The organism is Bacteroidota bacterium, assembly GCA_016711505.1.
In the GTDB taxonomy this organism is placed as follows: Bacteria; Bacteroidota; Bacteroidia; order AKYH767-A; family 2013-40CM-41-45; genus JADKIH01.
In genome coordinates, this window is record JADJSV010000017.1 from 351,440 (window position 1) to 368,828 (window position 17,389).

Sequence of the window (17,389 nt, forward strand, 5' to 3'; positions counted from 1 at the left end):
TTTTTTTCTATGACTTAGCTATGTTCTAAATGTTCTTTATGCCTGTTTTAAAACATATAGAACAAGGTGAACACAAAGAGTACATTAAATTTAGTTATGATGATTAACGTTTCCTGATCCGGAAATATGAGTCTGGACTGAAGGGTATCCGATATAATTAATATTTCCACTACCGGAAATTCTTGCAATGAGATTGTCAACTACATTTGTTTCAATTTCACCCGAGCCACTGATTGTTGCTTCATTATTCTGACAGATCATAGCATAGCCTTTTATATCGCCCGATCCGCTGATGCGCATTTTTGAATTATCTGAATTACCGCTGAGATATATTTTTCCTGAACCGGAAATAACAGCATCTAAATCTGATACGTTTCCTGAAAAGTTTATTTTACCTGAACCGGAAACATTCAACTTGACATATGAAGAATTAAATCCTGATGAAGTATGAATATCGCCCGAACCTCCAATGTTCAGGTATTCAAGCGAAGGAAGATGTATTTCAATTGTTACATTTTCGTCACTTAGAGATTTTCTTGAATCAACTACCAATGTTCCACCACGAACGTAAGTATTAATCAATGGATGGTAATTTGAATAAGTGGTTACGATAACCGAAAATGCAGAATCCTGAATTAAATTTACCCTTCCTGCTAACTGCAAGTCTACACCGTTAAAATTTGTTATGATCCGCTCCTGACTTCTGACAGGTCCTACACCTTCTACTCCACACCATTCCTTTGTGCAAGATGAAAATGAAAGTGCTAAAATTGAAAATAAAATGATCTTGTTTAATCTATTTTTCATTGTTGTTCTGTATTTATTGGGTTTATATACAGAAGACAATTTAAAAAAGGGTTACCCCTATTGATCATACCATTTTAACACAAGTTCACTAAATTTTTAGCACAAGAACACATTTCCAACTTTAAATCAAATGATCTCGCGCTGAGCTAAGCGATGCAGCATTAACTTTCAACTCTCACTCTAAAAGAATCGCAGAGCAATTTTTCCTCCAACCCACGTTGCGTTTTTGTAATTGCCGGAGGTTGAACTGCTGATCAGATTCGCAGGAACGATCTGTTCAAGTACACTATCAAATGTCGGATCTTGTAAATGATAATAAAAGATATTCAAAGATGGGCCGGCTGCAATAGAGAAATATTTTGTAAATCGTTTCTCAAAAGTTACATTTAATTTTGTCAGGGGATTAAAATAATTTAATTCATTTCCTTTTAAAGGTTGACTCATTGTCAAATCGAAATCTACCTGCCATTTCTTTCCCATATTGACCGCTGAACCTAAACCATAGCCAAAGTACCAGACAGCAAGACTATCATTGCTGAATTTCATTCCTGCTTCTAAAATATTGTAGAATTGACGGACTCCAGTTCGTAAAGCAAGATTTAAAGGGAATGATTCATTGGCCGAAATTTCAAGTTGATGATAACCTTTTCTTACAAAACTCAAAAACCCGACAGGCACTCCGGCTACACTATCAGAAAAATTAAAAACTCCAATCTGAGAACCATGTACTCTTGTTCCAAAATTCAGTAATCCTGAAATCTGCGCACCATAAATATCTCCACTACAAATATTCATTAATCCTGAAACCTGGGCTCCTGTTGATCTGTGTAAAGCTACATTCATCAACCCTGCAGCTTGTACGGCGTGAACATCTTTCAAATTTATATTCATTAATCCCGCACCTTGAAAACCGGAAGCCGGTTTAAGATTGATATTCATCAGACCCGCAAGTTCAAGTCCCTTAACAGTGTCGCCATTGATATTCATCAATCCGGCTAGCTCAGCTCCTTTCACTGTATTAAGGTTTGTGTTGAACAATCCGGCAGCCTGAACTCCTTCAACATGTCCGCCAACAACATTAAATAATCCTGCTAACTGCACATGTTTTACTGAATCGCGATCAATATTGAACAATCCTGCCGCTTCAAGTTTTCGGGTTCCCATTGAATATCCGCCTAATACATTCAGAGAATAATCGTTGACAGTATTTCCACTTAACCGCAAATTACTTCCGATAAAAGGTAAAAATGAGACCTGAAATTTTCTGTAAATAGTATCCTTGATATTTTTTGTATGAATCTCCTCTTCCTTGTTCAAAAACATATTTACAAAAGACATTTGATCAACACGCATCAGGCTATCCTGATCAAAATTGTTGTTTGAAGCAATGCTTTGTTCCGGTAAGTTCTCCGGATAAATTGTTACATTAATATGTGAGGTACCTGCTTGCTTTACGTAATAGATCGTGTCCTTATAATTTGCTTTATTGATATTCAATAAAAGCTCTTCACCAACATCTTTTTTATCAACTTTCAAAGTGAAGTAGCCATAATTATTTGTTATCGCTGAAACGCGGGTCTTCTTTTCAAACACACTTACCTCCTTGATCTGATCTCCGTTTTTTCCGTCAACTATATATCCTGTTATCAAAAAATAAATTGGCTCTTCCTGAGTTTTCTTAGTATTTGTCCTTACCAGAATTATGTGATTGCCTTTTTGTTTATATGCAACCTGGCCTTCAAAGATCTGATTCAAGACCTGGCGGACAGGTTTAGAAACAACATTAATAGAAACAGGTTTCATTCCAGAAACAACTAAAGGGGCATACGAAAAAGTGAACCCGCCTTGTTGCGAAATCATTTTCAGAACGGCCTCCACATTCTCAGTATTTGCATTGATCGTAACTTTCTTTTCCAGGAAAGGAATACTTTTTTGTGAAAAGACAAATGTGCTGTCACAGAAAATTAACAATGAAAAAATTAAAATCTTAAATCTACTTGCAGTCATTTCCTGATAAAATTATCTGTTCATTTGATTTTTTAATCTCAAGTCCTAATGTTTCTGCAATTACAGTTGCAATATCATCGATCGCTTCATTGTCAAATGTGACTGTGATCCTGCACGAATCCAGCTTATGATTCTCAATCGTTAGCTGTGAATCATACACATCATTCAAAACATCAACTACTGTTTTCAATTCTGCATTCTCAAAAACAAATACCCGATCAGCATATGCAGAAATATTTTCTTCAACACTTTCCTTTTTAGAAACTATTTTAGTTTTCACATTATATGTTGCTTCTTCGCCTGCCACGAGATTAAATACCTGTCCTGTGAGCGTAGTAATTTTAACCTCACCGGACACAACAGAAATTATTGCAATACCAGTATTCTCTTTTGCCTGCACATTGAAGCTTGTCCCTACATCTTCTATCTTCAGGTCAGCAGCCTCGATCAGAAAAGGGTTTTTCTCATCGTGTACTACATCAAAAAATGCTTCTCCCTTCAACTTCACAATTCTCTTTCTTGAAAAATGATCTGTAGAATAGGCTAAAGTTGTATTTTTATTCAGTGTAACTGTGCTCCCATCGGGTAATTTCTCTTTTCGGATCACATTATCAGATTTAATTTCAGCAAGTTTATCTTCTGCCGGAAGCGTCAGAAAGAAAGCCAGCATTCCCAATCCGGCAACAATCAGAATGCTTGCAGCAATTCTGATAAAATTAATTCGGGAAGTAGCAGGTTTGATTGAAATTATTTTTCCTTGTTCAGGTTGAATTGATATTGTATTCTTTAATTTCATCCAGGCAGCATCAGTATCTACAGGAATAACATTGCGCAAAGAAGATGAATTATTATAAAGTTTTTCCATCTGCGAAAATTCGATTTCATTTTCAGATGAAAGTTTCCGCCATTCGTTTAACAAAACGAGGTCAGCAGCATCTGCTTCGCCGGCGAGATACTTTGCAATTAAGACTTCTATATTTTCAAATCTGCTATCCACCTATCAACAAATATATAATGAAACGAATAATAACCATACGACCAGATAATCCTTCAATCGCTCACGCATAATTTTCAATGCCTTTCCCATGTGATTCTCGACTGTTTTGACAGAGATGCCTAATTGTTCAGCGATCTCAGAATATTTTAATTCTTCAAAACGACTTAGTTTAAAAACCAATCGACATTGTTCCGGTAAACTTTCAATTGCAACCTGAATCTGACTTTGCAATTCATTGTGAAAAGTAGTCTCTGTTGCAGGTTCTGATTGTTGGGCAAGGGCAGTAACTTCTTCAGCATGCATCTGCCGCACTTTTGAATGCTTGATCTTATTCAGACAAGTATTCCTTACAGATCGAAACAAATAAGACTGAACCGAAGAAGTTATTTCCATTTTTTCGCGTTTTTCCCAAAGCTGAACGAACATTTGCTGAACCACTTCTTCCGATTCATCAAGATCGTTCAAAATGGTATTGGCATAATTGCATAAGCGCTGATAATAGGTCCGGAAAAGCGTTTCCATCGCTTTTTCGTCGCCATTTTGCAAAGCCAGTACAATTTCTGTTTCGTTTGAAAACACCGCTACTCAATTTGGCGGCAATTTACAAATGCTTTGTGGATATAAGACAACTGAAAAAAGAGTTACCCCTATTCTACCTGTTAAAAAATAATTTATTCGCATTTTATCATATTTTTGTATTTCATACCAATAGAAATACTCAATGTCCCAGCCGCAGAAACAAACATTATACATAAAAAACATGGTTTGCCAGAGATGCGTCTCTTCTGTTACGGGTATTTTCAAAAAACTTAACATCCCATTTGAAAAAATATCACTTGGCGAAGTTGACATATTAGACAGACCCGAGGCATCTGTTGTTGAAAAACTAAAAACTGAATTAAATAATACCGGATTTGAACTGATTGAAATGCGGGTGAATAAGATTGTTGAGAATATAAAACAACTTGCAATGGATTACCTGAATATTTCTACTGAGAAATCAGGTAAAAAACTATCAGAATTTATTACAGATAAAATTGCCTACGAATACAGTTACCTGAGCGACCTTTTTTCATCCATTGAAGGCAAAACAATTGAGCAGTTTTTTATAAATCAAAGAATTGAAAAAGTAAAGGAATTGATTGTTTACGATCAACTTTCTCTGACTGAGATCGCTTATCAGACCGGCTTCAGTAGTGTGCATCACTTATCATCGCAATTCAAAAAAGTGACAGGATTGACGCCTTCTCATTTTAAGAAGATCGGAGCAGAGCGCAGGAAGTCTATTGATACCTTGTAGAAAAAAGCAGATTCCAAAAATTATATACATTTTCCCCTTTTTTACATAAAACCCGAAGTGGTCTGTTGCCATACATTTGTATCATTAATTAAACAATTAAAAAAACAAAAGTTATGGAAACATCAATTAAAACAAACGGATGCAGCAACGGTGCTTGCTCAAACGGATCTTGTACTTGTGGAAATGAATGTACATGTGTAGGATGTAATTGCGGCTGTTCAATGGGCGCATGATCAATTCGGAGAGGTTTGAAAAGATCTCTCCGTTATTTCTTTTAAACAAATCAAAAACACATATAAAATTACAACACAAATGACACCAAACACAAAAATCTTCTTCCTGACTGCAAGTGAATTTGAATGGAATCTTTCTGATGAAACAACCATTAGTGCAATGGGATTTAACCGACAATTACCAGGCCCTGAAATGCGTGTAAAAAAAGGCGATGAAGTGATCGTCAATTTTACAAATTATCTGAATGAACCAACAATGATTCACTGGCATGGAATCAGACTTCCGGCATCAATGGATGGAACAGGAGAAGTTCAAAAACCTGTTTTACCCGGTGAGTCCTTTGAATATAAATTCATTGTTCCGGATGCGGGAACTTTCTGGTATCATTCTCATGCAAATGAAACAGTACAGGTAGAAAGAGGAATGTACGGTTCGTTGATCGTTGAAGATGATAACGATCCTACAGTTGATAATGACAGAGTTTTCATGATCGACGACATGAAACTTGATGCGGAGCAGAATCATTTAATGCCTTCAAATTTTTTGAAAAGACTGGCTGAAAGACATGATGGCCGTGAAGGAAATGTGTTATTGTTGAATGGTAAAGAAAATAGCATTATCAATATTCATGGCGGGCAAATGGAAAGATGGCGTTTCATTAATTCATCAAATGCACGTTATTTCAAATTTTCACTTGAAGGAAAAGAATTTAAAGTCATCGGAAGTGATGGGGGGATGATCGAATCGCCTCAAATTATGAATGAAGTTTTGATTGCCCCAGGAGAACGTGTTGACATAGTTGCTGGACCTTTTGAAGCCGGAGATACATTTTCGATCAACGCATTAAAGTACGACAGAATGACTTTTCTGAAAGCGCGTACACATACTTATGCAACTGTAAATGTACTTGAGAACAAACCATCAGTCGCATTTATTCCTGAAAAATTGCGAGACATTCAACCACTTACCTCATCAGAAACTATGGTTAACAGAAAAGTAAAACTCTCTGTTGGATTAAGCGCCAAAAACGGGCTCGACTTTTTGGTAAATAATGATCTTCATGTTAATGACAATCCCGTTTATGTGAACGAACTTCAAGTCTGGGAAGTATCAAATACAAGCAGAATGGATCATCCTTTTCATCTTCACGGATTCTTCTTTCAGGTACTTGAGATCAATGGCAAAGAACCTGCTTTCAAGTCATGGAAGGATACCGTTAACCTGCCTCCTGTTTCAAAGATCAAAATCGCCTGGATGCCGGACAACCGGCCTGGAGTATGGATGTATCACTGCCATATCTTAGAACATCATGCAGCAGGAATGATGGCCAATTTTGAAGTGATAAACAAATCAATGCCGGTTACAAAATCAAAATTATCAGGTACACATCATTGCCACAATTAAAATAAGATATAAATTGCCCATGAAATAATAGTATTCTCTTCATGAGTAATAACCAGGAATTAAATTCTCTCGCAAAACTTTTTCTCAAGTTAGGCTTCACAGCTTTCGGCGGACCTGCTGCACACATTGCAATGATGCGTAGAGAAGTTGTGATTCAAAGAAAATGGATGACAGATCAACAATTTCTGGATCTGATGGGAGCGACTAATTTAATTCCCGGACCGAATAGCACTGAACTTGCAATTCATATAGGTAAAGAAAGAGCCGGATGGAAGGGATTTTTTATTGCCGGACTTTGTTTTATTTTGCCTGCAGTATTTATTACCGGCATATTTGCATGGTTATACAAAACATACGGACAACTTCCACAATTACAACCCTTCTTCTACGGAATAAAACCTGCTATCATTGCAATAATTCTTGCAGCGATTTTTCCATTAGCAAAAAATTCTTTGAAGTCTATGGAATTGGCCTGGATTGGAATTGTAGTCCTCATTTTTCGCTTCTGAAGTTCAATGAAATTTATCTTATGTTCGGAGCAGGTTTCTTTTCAATGGCATTGTTTTCCATAAAGAATAAAAAAGACACTAAGATTAATTCGCTAATTCCATTTACACTTCTGAAAATATCTACACCAACTTTTTTGATTGGAAACTGGAATCTCTTTCTCATCTTTTTAAAGATCGGTGCAATATTATATGGAAGTGGGTATGTACTATTTGCATTTCTCGATACCGAACTTGTTTCAACAGGGATTATTTCACGCCAGCAATTAATTGATGCAATTGCTGTTGGGCAATTCACTCCCGGACCAGTGTTTTCCTCTGTGACTTTTATCGGATATCAGATCAATGGAATTAGCGGTGCCGTTGTTTCTACAGTGGCAATATTTCTTCCGGCATTTATTTTTGTCGCTCTTCTAAATCCTATTGTAAAAAAAATGCGGAACTCAAAATTATTTTCAGTTTTTCTGGATGCTGTGAATATAGCATCAGTAGCCATTATACTTTCTGTATGTTATTTCATGGGTAAAGAAACAATCACTTCCTGGCAAACGATCTCAATTGCAATAATAAGTACTATTGCTACTTTCGGTTTCCCCCGGATAAACAGCGTTTTGATTATTATCGGAAGTTCAATTTCAGGATATATTCTTTCCTTGCTATAATTTTTACATGACAAAAGGCATAGATTATATTATTGCTATATGCTAATTTCGAACCCTGCGTAAATACGGAAGTTAATCCGATTCCTTCACTTTCATTAATCTATATTCATGAGAAATTTAATATCGTTTGCATTGCTACTTTTTGCAGCCGTTTATACGAATGCACAAACACCATTATTCATTCCTGATACTCTCGCCGGAACAAACATAAATTTAAATATTGCCGACAGTTCACATCAGTTTTTTCCGGGAATCAATACTACAACTATAGGGTACAACGGCAGTTATCTTGGCCCAACAATAATTCTTAGCAAAGGACAATCGCTGACAATGAATGTTCACAATGAACTCGCAGATACAACTACAACACACTGGCATGGTTTGCATGTAGCTCCAATGAATGACGGCGGGCCACATACTATGATCATGCCTTCTGATACCTGGAGTCCTGCATTTACAGTTATGGATAATGCTGCCACATACTGGTATCATCCGCACATGCACGGAAAGACGATGGATCAGGTGATGATGGGTGCAGCTGGCTTGATCATTGTTCGCGATTCACTTGAAGCTAGTTTAAGTTTACCGAGAAAATATGGTGTCGACGATTTTCCTCTGGTATTTCAATGGCAACATCTCGACAGCACAACAAAACAAATCATTCTTGACGATGAAGCAGATAATATAACAATGGTAAACGGGCAGATCACTGCACCATTTGTAAATGTTCCTGCACAGATCGTTCGATTAAGAATTCTGAATGCTTCAAGTCATCGCTTCTTTGAATTTGGTTTTGACGATAACAGAACTTTCAATCAGATTACTTCTGATGCAGGACTTTTGAATGCACCCGTTCCACTCACCAGATTAATGTTAGGATCAGGAGAAAGAGCAGAGATCCTGGTGGATTTTTCAGGTCAGCAAGGAAATACATTTTTTATAAAACAATATGGTTCTCAATTACCGGCAGGATATCCCGGTGGACCACCGGATGCTATGGGAATGATGGTACTGGGCCCGCTTGACAATACCGATTTTAATTTGCTTCAACTAAATGTTATTGCACCAACTTCTGATCCTGTATCAACAATACCTGCTACACTCTCATTAAATGTTCCGTATTCTGTTGTAGGTGCCGACAATTTTACCGTTGCATTTACAGGTGTACCAATGATGAGTATGACGAATTTCGCAATGAACGGTGTTCAGTTCGATGAAAACGTCATCAATATGACAACAACACAAAATACAATTATGAAGTGGACGCTATCAAATCAAAGTATGATGCCACATCCATTTCATATTCACGGAAATCATTTCTTTGTACTTGCAGTAAACGGTGCCACTCCGCCTCTGAATATGCAAGGGCGAAAAGATGTTGCAGTAGTTTCACCAATGGGTGGATCGTTAGTGCTCATTACCCAGTATAATGACTTCAATGATCCTATGATGCCATACATGTTCCATTGTCATATTTTAAGTCATGAAGACAATGGTATGATGGGTCAATTTATTGTAAATCCTCCGACCTCTTCAGTAGCTGAAAACGAGTTGAATAATGATAGCCGGATTTTTCCTAATCCTGTAGTTGAGAATTTAAATCTATTTCTTAGTAGTGAAAATTCTACTATTCATCAAATCACAATCCGCAATGAAATAGGTCAAACAATATTTCAAACAAAATCAAGTGAAAATAATTTAACTATACCCGCAGTTGATTTTGGTGCCGGATTATATTTCATCGAGGTAATTGATGAAAAAGGAAATGTCACTACTAAAAAATTCTTCAAGCTGTAACATAGTTCATGAGGATATTTCCATTTTTAAACTGACGTGTATCGCGCAATGAAAGTTTAGGAGAGTTTGTAACACCTTCAAACATCGACCGGCCTTTTCCGAGAACAATTGGATTTATTATGATCTGATATTCGTCGATCAATCCGGCTTCTGTTAACTGCGATACTATACTTCCACTTCCAAGAATGACCATATCGTCGCCAGGCATCGACTTAAGTTTTTTTACTTCATCTACAATGTTTCCATTTATCAGAAGGGTATTTTGCCACTCTGCTTTTTTCATTTTCTTTGAGAAAACAATTTTTTGAAGTTTATTCATTTGGCCGGCAACAATCGGATCGTTTTCCATTGCCAATTTCGATGGCCAATAACCTGCCATCATTTCATATGTTATTCTTCCAAAAACCAAAACGCCACCGCCGGAGGCATTTCCACTTACGAAATCATTCCACTCTTTATCATCTGAATGCTTATGCGCCCAACTTAAATCTCCGTTCTCTCCGCAGAAATAACCGTCGAGAGAAATCTGATTAAAAACCGATAATTTTCTTTTCATGCTTTTTATTAATCTGGATTAAATTCATTCGAACTACAAATCTAAACACTTCCTATTATTGAGTAAATGCCAATTGCGATATTTTAAAGGGTGAATTACGACAACTTTAAAATAACGGCTTTTACAATTTATAAATTTATTCTAGATTTATATACTAAGCCTGGAATTATTCTCAAAATCAAAATGACCTGAAATTATACGACGCCTTCAAAAAATAAATTAAAAACATGTCCGAATGGACATCAATTCTATAAAAGTTCTGATTGTCCGGTATGTCCGATCTGCGAGGATGCAAAAAAACCGGCTACCGGTTTTCTTTCACAAATCAGTGCACCTGCCCGTCGCGCACTGGAGAATAATGGAATTTCTACCCTAAAAAAACTTTCAACTTTCCGCAAATCTGAAATTATTAAACTTCATGGCATGGGCCCAAATGCAATCAGTAAACTTATTCTTGTTTTGAAAGAAAATGGCCTTGAATTTAAACCGGAAAACAGGGCATCCAAAGGGCAGGAATCTTAATGGTACTGTCATTTTTTTGCACTCTTCCAAAATTAGCAGGAATTGACAACAACAATTATTTAATGTAGGCTAGCTTTGTTTGCACCAATACCAATCACTCAGATGACTATGAAAATAATAAAATTCTTCCGCATAATTCTTCTGGCAATTTTCTTGTCAGTTTCTATCAAGTCCTCTTACTCTCAGAGTTTTTCTCCTGTTCTTGATTCACTTCTCGACCGCACATTGGATAGCATGCAAATTGTTTTAGGAAATAAATCATTAAGTGCAGCAATTGAAATGCCTAACAACTTTAATTGGGCACATGCAACCGGAATTTCCAGCGGAAATCCATTAGTCAATGTTCAACCTTCGGATGTTTACTTAATCGGAAGTGTAACTAAAACAATAATTGCCGCCTGTATTCTTCAATTAGTAGATTCGTCAGTATTGAGCCTCGACGACAGTTTATACCAATGGCTTGATACTATTCAGTATGTCAATCCACATATTACAATTCGGCAATTATTAAGACACCAAAGCGGCTTATATGACGTTTTGAATAATCCACAGTGTCAGCCGGCATTACTTGCAGATCAGGATTCTATATGGGCACCAGCAGATCTTATCTCTACTTTTATATTACCTCCAATAAATGTACCCGGATCGGTATGGAGTTATTGCAATACAAATTATTTTTTATTGGGAATGATAATCAAATCTGCTACAGGAAATGAATTCTATACAGTATTAAGAAATAAATTTTATACACCACTTCAATTGAACACATTCACAATTCCGGCATATGAAACTGTGACATCACCGGTAGCACATGTCTGGATCGATCTTAACGCAGATGGAATTGTCGATGATGCGCATAATTTTTATTTCAACTGGTTGTCACTAAATGCAGCTGGCGGAGCGGCTGGTGGGTACTATGCAACTGCCTCTGATCTTTCAAAATGGATGCGCACATACATGCGAGGCGATTTACATTCTACCCAAATGATGACCGAAGCAAAGACAACAATTACTGCACCCGGCATTCCGGGAACATATGGTCTGGGGTTAATGAAAAAAACATTTCTTGGATTGCAAGCCTACGGACATGGTGGCGATCTTTCGTATTCTGCAAGCTCATGGTATTTTCCTGACAGAGACATAAGCATCTCGGTACTGAATAATGACTCTAGAAATAATTCCTGGACACTGGTACCGGTGGTAACTGCATTGCTAAAAACTTACAATGACTGGTTGCCAACAAGTAATATAAATGAAAGTGCTTCTGAAAACATTCAAGTAAATGTTTTCCCAAATCCATTCACAGATCACATTACTTTGTCACTCAGTTCTAAACAAATTTACAAGCATTTAAAATGCGAAATTGTAAATCTTCTTGGCGAGAAAATTTCTGTCACAGAGTTGTCAAATGTCCTCTCTTCTGATCAAACCATACAATTTAAAAATCTGGCTGACCTTCCAACAGGCATCTACATTCTGAACTTTTTAAGTGAGGAGGGAGTATTGAAATCGATCAAACTTGTTAAATAATGTGAAATTTTTTTGAAACTAACTTTTATTCGTTAGTTTCAAAATAAAATACCTTAACCCTCACACCCTGGTGACCACAAATCATGTGTTCTCGTGGTTTAGACTAAATGTTAGAGTTATATTATTTCAATAAAACCTCCGCAGATTCACATGCATAATGTATTCATGGTTCAAAGCAGCAGTGACTGGCAACTTCCTGAAAAGAGTTGCCTGATCAATTTTTCACTGCTTAAAGAAATATATTGCGTCGCGCCATTCAGAAGTTTTTCTATTAAATATGTTTGCAATGGAAATGAAAAATATGTTGTCAATGGAAACAAATATGATGTCAATGGTGGACAATATTTAATTGCAAATCATTTTGCTGAAGGATTTGTTGAGATCGGAGAAGCAGTGAAAGGAATTTGTATCGATGTTGCTCCGGAACTTTTATCTGAAGTAGTTGGCAGTTACAGAAGACCTGATACAAGAATTGCAGATATTACCCTGGATAAATTCTTCAACACAAATGATTTTTTTGAAAATAAATATGATTCAAATCAAACAAATGTTGGGCTAATGTTACGTAAGCTTGAGTCAGATCTTGAAGCGGAGACTCATGAAAAGCCAGTCTTCAGCAGAGAATTTTACTTTGCATTAGCGGAGAGAATTGTTGCTGATCATATTCCTTTATACAAAGAACTCAATTCTACCAAATCTGTAAAACTAACGACGAAAAAAGATCTTTACAGAAGAATACTTTTGAGTAAAGAATATATCGATGCGCATTTTAGAAATGAGATTTCAGTTCTGACACTGGCAAATGTCAGCAAACTTTCTGAATATCATTTTTACAGAAACTTTAAACTAATTTATGGTATCAGTCCGCTTCAATATATTATCCGGAAAAGGTTATTGTTTGGTCTTGAACTAATAAAAATTCACAAAACTACAGTAACTGAGACGGCACTTTTATGTGGATTTTCAGATGTTTTTTCATTCAGTAAAGCTTTCAGAAAACACTTTGGGTATCCGCCTTCTCTGACGGATAAGGCTATCTGATTTTTTTTGAGAGCCTTCCCGGGTCCCGGTAACACAATTTTCATTTCTACATGATTGTAAATTTTATAGCTTTGTAATTAATAAAACACTCGGATTGGTGTTATTTGCTTCCAAAAAATGTCATTGCATTTCGAAACCGAATATCTTTATATTGAACCGCTGACTATTGAAGACAGTATGTTCATTCTTGAATTAGTAAACACTCCGGGTTGGTTGAAATTTATTGGTGACAGAAATGTCCGGAATCAGGAATATGCAATCGCATACATTAACAGGATTCTTTCAAATCCTGATGTTGCGTATTGGACTGTCCGATTAAAAACAAATCAGATTGCAATTGGTGTCATTACTTTGATCAAACGCGATTACCTTCCTAACCATGATATTGGTTTTGCTTTTCTTCCGCAATACTGCGGAAAAGGTTATGCCTTTGAAGCGACCAAGGCCGTCATTGATGAATTGTCAAAAATGTCTTTTCATAGTATTCTTCAGGCTATAACAATCAAAGACAATCATTCCTCGATCAAATTATTGGAAAGAACAGGCTTCATATTCGAACGTATGATTAAAATTGAAAACGATGAACTGGCAGTTTATGAATTCCATCTTCCTTTGAAGTAAAGGTTGGAATGATACAATTTTTATCGTTATTATATTTTCATTGTAATTCAGACACCCTTTTCATTATCTTGATCTCCATTTATGCAATCACCTCATCTTGACAGAAAGATCAATCTGGTTCAGGCAACTGCTCTGAATATGATTGACATGGTTGGCATCGGTCCATTTGTTGTTTTGCCATTGGTCATTCAGATGATTGGTGGGCCTCATTTCATTTTCGCATGGCTTGCAGGTGCTTTTCTTTCATTAGTAGATGGAATGATCTGGGCTGAGTTAGGGGCGGCATATCCAAAAGCAGGAGGAAGTTATAATTTTCTGAAAGAATCATACGGTAAAAAATATGGCCCGTTGATGTCTTTTCTTTACGTCTGGCAAACAATGCTGCAGGCTCCGCTTGTTGCAGCAAGTGGAGCAATTGGTTTTTCTGAAACAGCAACCTACTTATATAGCTTCTCCCCTTTGCAGCAAAAAATTATTTCCGGTTCACTTATCATCTTACTGACAATATTACTATACCGGAAAATTCAGACGATCGGGAAAATTGGTGTCATCATGTGGATCGCTGTTCTCTCTACACTGGCATGGATCATTTTCGGAGGAATCACTCATCATACAATTTCAAATGACTGGATTCCGCCGATGAAAGATTTTTCATTCAGTTTATTCTTTGTTGCTTTGGGACAGGCATCTGTAAAAACAATTTACAGTTATCTGGGCTATTATAATGTCTGCCATCTTGGTGGTGAAATAAAATCGCCTGAAAAAAATATTCCAAAAAGTATTTTCATTTCGATCATTGGAATAGCCGTATTATATCTGGCAATGAATGTAAGTGTTGTAAGTGTAATTCCGTGGCAGGAAGCACAACATTCCAAATTTATTGTAAGTACATTTATGGAAAGGATCTATGGCCATACAGCAGGATTGATTGCAACCGTTCTGGTTTTAATCGTAGCATTATCATCGCTCTTTGCTGTTTTGCTCGGCTATTCCCGCATACCTTATGCAGCTGCTGCAGATGGAAAGTTTTTTAAAGTCTTCGCACGCTTACATCCTACAAAACATTTCCCGCACATTTCACTTCTGACAATCTGTTCACTTGCATTTGTTTTTAGTTTACTCTTCCGTCTTTCCGAAGTGATCAGTGCAATTCTTGCTATGCGGATCATTGTTCAGTTTATCGGCCAGGCTATTGGATTGGTCATGCTGAGAAAAAGAAATGGCAGTAACAAACTTCCCTTCAAAATGCCACTCTATCCTTTACCGGTTATACTTGCAATTATAGTATGGGCAGGTGTATTTCTTTCAACCGGAAGAAACTTTGCCTTTTCGGGACTTGCAGTAATTTCACTTGGGATAATTGCTTATTTCCTTGCAAAAAAATACAAACTGTTTCAGCAATCGGAAATTTAGTCGTAAAAAAAACTAAGCTCACTAAATTTTGTCACAAGAACAGATGTGTACTTGTGCTAAAAATTAGTGAGCTTAGTTTTAAAATTTTAGTTGAATCAGAATTTGTATCCTAAACAAAGTCCGAATCCTCTTACCGCAGGAAAACCTGATTTGTATTCGATCTCAACTTTAGTTGATGTTACTGTTGATTTAAATGAGCCCGGAAAATCAGCATCAGTAGATGCTAATTCACCTTTGATGTCTTCAATGTCATTGCTATCAAAATTACCAACTGCTGAGAATGTTCCTTTTTGTCCACCGAAACCTGCACCGATGATCCACCAGTCAAGCGCGAAATGTTCGCCAAGTTCCCATTGTGCTCCAAACATAACTCCAACAACACTAGTTTTGAAATCGCCACCTGCTACAACTTTTTCATCTACGTTTGTATTTGAATTTGTATAGGTAATGTATACATCATCGAAAGAATATTTCGAATATCTGAAGTATGGTGCTACATAAAATCCTTTCGGAGCTTTTCCGGTAAAGTAGTAACGGTATTCAGGAGTAATTGCAAATCCGCTGAATGAAAGTTTTTTCAGATCTGCTTCCTGTGTTTGATCGTCTGATGTAATGGCAGCAGAAGGAAAACCTCTTGATGGTAAATAAGACAAACCTAATGCAACAGAAGAATGCTCATTTAGAGTTCTTTCATATTGAAGAGAAATATTTCCTAGAAACATTCCAAATGCATTCCATTTTACAATATTTGTCTGAGCGCCTGCAGCGAATGCTGAAAGCATAAAAATACTTAGTAAGATTTTTTTCATGATGGGGTTTTATGTTGGTTGTTTTGACAATTATACATCATTTTTTTAGAGTTTAAAAATTTAAAAGGTCACATTTTAGCTGAATTTCAACTATTTCCATCCTTTTTCAGGCTCGGGGATTGCGAATTAACAAATGTTGACTGAAGTATAAGATAAAGTACCTTTGATAACATTTTAAAAAATATGGAATATAGACGTTTAGGAAAATCAGGATTAAAGGTGAGCGCATTATCATTGGGCTCGTGGCTGACATTTGGAAAACAAATTGATAACAACATTGCCGATGAATTAATGTCCATTGCATACGATAATGGCATTAACTTTTTTGACAATGCTGAAATCTATTCGAAAGGACAATCTGAAATAGTTATGGGCGAAATCCTGAAGAAAAAAAACTGGGACCGGTCATCATATATTGTTTCAAGCAAAATTTTCTGGGGAACGGAAGGAGCAAAATCAAAACCAAACCAAAACGGACTTTCACGTAAACATGTAATTGAAGGTTGTCATGGTGCAATGAAACGGTTACAGGTAGATTATATCGATCTCTTCTTCTGTCATCGCCCAGATAAAGAAACGCCAATTGAAGAAACCGTTTGGGCAATGAATTCTCTCATTCAACAAGGAAAAATTTTGTACTGGGGAACTTCCGAGTGGAATGCAAGTGAAATCATGGAAGCGATTCTGGTTGCGGAAAAAAATCATCTCATCGGACCCACAATGGAGCAACCACAATACAACATGATCCATCGTGAGAAAATGGAAAAAGAATTTCTCCACTTATTCAAACATCATGGAATTGGTACTACGATCTGGTCACCACTTGCGTCAGGATTGTTGACCGGAAAATATTCCGGCGAGAAAAAGGACAACACTCGTCTTGATATTGAAGGTATGGACTGGTTGAAAAAGCAATTACTTGTTGAAGAAAACCTCAAACGAGTTGATGAAACAAAAGTCATCGCCGACAAATTAAACACTACGTTACCTCTACTTGGAATTGCATGGTGTCTGAAAAATCCAAATGTTAGTTCAGTGATTTTAGGTGCATCAAAAACATCGCAGCTTACTGAAAATCTAAAAGCTCTCGAGTTACTTCCATTGATGACACAGGAAATTATGAATGAAGTGGATTCGGTCTGGAAGACTAAGCCTGTGCAGGCGGAGTATTGATTTTTTTGCT

Annotated in this window: 14 protein-coding genes and 2 pseudogenes; 10 read left to right on the plus strand and 6 right to left on the minus strand. The window is 36.7% G+C overall.

Translation table 11 applies throughout. The features are described 5' to 3' along the window. Nucleotides 1-90 precede the first annotated feature (90 nt). From IPL24_15110 to IPL24_15125, 4 genes are all read right to left on the minus strand, one after another. Complete coding sequence (locus tag IPL24_15110; protein ID MBK8364937.1) at nt 91-807, minus strand: DUF2807 domain-containing protein; 717 nt, start codon at nt 805-807, stop codon at nt 91-93. A gap of 180 nt (nt 808-987) precedes the next feature. After that, nucleotides 988-2,814, minus strand: coding sequence for an STN domain-containing protein (locus tag IPL24_15115; protein ID MBK8364938.1), 1,827 nt, complete (start codon nt 2,812-2,814; stop codon nt 988-990). Continuing rightward, a complete protein-coding gene (locus IPL24_15120; protein MBK8364939.1) occupies nt 2,801-3,811 on the minus strand; it encodes a FecR domain-containing protein in 1,011 nt (336 codons plus the stop codon). The genes IPL24_15115 and IPL24_15120 overlap by 14 nt, the downstream gene beginning before the upstream one ends. Before the next feature lie 3 nt (nt 3,812-3,814). Next, nucleotides 3,815-4,390: an RNA polymerase sigma-70 factor gene (locus tag IPL24_15125; protein ID MBK8364940.1), complete on the minus strand. Its 576-nt coding sequence runs from the start codon at nt 4,388-4,390 to the stop codon at nt 3,815-3,817. Nucleotides 4,391-4,532: 142 nt separating this feature from the next. Between IPL24_15125 and IPL24_15130 the strand changes: the two genes are divergently transcribed. From IPL24_15130 to IPL24_15145, 4 genes and pseudogenes are all read left to right on the plus strand, one after another. After that, nucleotides 4,533-5,111, plus strand: a complete 579-nt coding sequence (locus IPL24_15130; GenBank protein MBK8364941.1) for a helix-turn-helix transcriptional regulator — start codon at nt 4,533-4,535, stop codon at nt 5,109-5,111. A gap of 312 nt (nt 5,112-5,423) precedes the next feature. Beyond that, nucleotides 5,424-6,749, plus strand: coding sequence for a multicopper oxidase family protein (locus IPL24_15135; protein ID MBK8364942.1), 1,326 nt, complete (start codon nt 5,424-5,426; stop codon nt 6,747-6,749). A gap of 41 nt (nt 6,750-6,790) precedes the next feature. Next, nucleotides 6,791-7,917 (plus strand): annotated as a pseudogene (gene chrA, locus IPL24_15140) (chromate efflux transporter). 108 nt (nt 7,918-8,025) lie between these two features. Beyond that, complete coding sequence (locus tag IPL24_15145) at nt 8,026-9,714, plus strand: multicopper oxidase domain-containing protein (protein ID MBK8364943.1); 1,689 nt, start codon at nt 8,026-8,028, stop codon at nt 9,712-9,714. Here IPL24_15145 and IPL24_15150 read toward each other — a convergent pair. Continuing rightward, nucleotides 9,704-10,270 (minus strand): dihydrofolate reductase, encoded by a 567-nt coding sequence (locus IPL24_15150; protein MBK8364944.1) that lies wholly within the window; start codon nt 10,268-10,270, stop codon nt 9,704-9,706. The genes IPL24_15145 and IPL24_15150 overlap by 11 nt on opposite strands. Nucleotides 10,271-10,471: 201 nt before the next feature. On the opposite strand from IPL24_15150, the pseudogene IPL24_15155 reads away from it, so the two are divergent. The 5 genes and pseudogenes from IPL24_15155 (at nt 10,472) to IPL24_15175 (ending at nt 15,397) form a co-directional block, all read left to right on the plus strand. Further along, a pseudogene (locus tag IPL24_15155) lies at nt 10,472-10,792 on the plus strand (hypothetical protein). 108 nt (nt 10,793-10,900) lie between these two features. Next, on the plus strand, nt 10,901-12,322 hold the full coding sequence (locus tag IPL24_15160; protein MBK8364945.1) for a serine hydrolase: 1,422 nt from the start codon (nt 10,901-10,903) through the stop codon (nt 12,320-12,322). A gap of 150 nt (nt 12,323-12,472) precedes the next feature. Next, nucleotides 12,473-13,363 carry a helix-turn-helix transcriptional regulator gene (locus IPL24_15165; protein ID MBK8364946.1) on the plus strand — a complete coding sequence of 297 codons (891 nt, stop codon included), beginning with the start codon at nt 12,473-12,475 and terminating at the stop codon, nt 13,361-13,363. A gap of 117 nt (nt 13,364-13,480) precedes the next feature. Next, entirely contained in the window at nt 13,481-13,984 is a 504-nt protein-coding gene (locus tag IPL24_15170) for a GNAT family N-acetyltransferase (protein MBK8364947.1), read from the plus strand. Between the two features lie 81 nt (nt 13,985-14,065). Further along, nucleotides 14,066-15,397, plus strand: coding sequence for an APC family permease (locus tag IPL24_15175; GenBank protein ID MBK8364948.1), 1,332 nt, complete (start codon nt 14,066-14,068; stop codon nt 15,395-15,397). A gap of 95 nt (nt 15,398-15,492) precedes the next feature. Here the strand turns inward: IPL24_15175 and IPL24_15180 are convergent, their stop codons facing one another. After that, on the minus strand, nt 15,493-16,206 hold the full coding sequence (locus tag IPL24_15180; protein ID MBK8364949.1) for a DUF3575 domain-containing protein: 714 nt from the start codon (nt 16,204-16,206) through the stop codon (nt 15,493-15,495). A 183-nt stretch (nt 16,207-16,389) separates the two neighbouring features. On the opposite strand from IPL24_15180, the gene IPL24_15185 reads away from it, so the two are divergent. Beyond that, nucleotides 16,390-17,379 carry an aldo/keto reductase gene (locus tag IPL24_15185; GenBank protein ID MBK8364950.1) on the plus strand — a complete coding sequence of 330 codons (990 nt, stop codon included), beginning with the start codon at nt 16,390-16,392 and terminating at the stop codon, nt 17,377-17,379. Nucleotides 17,380-17,389: the final 10 nt, after the last annotated feature.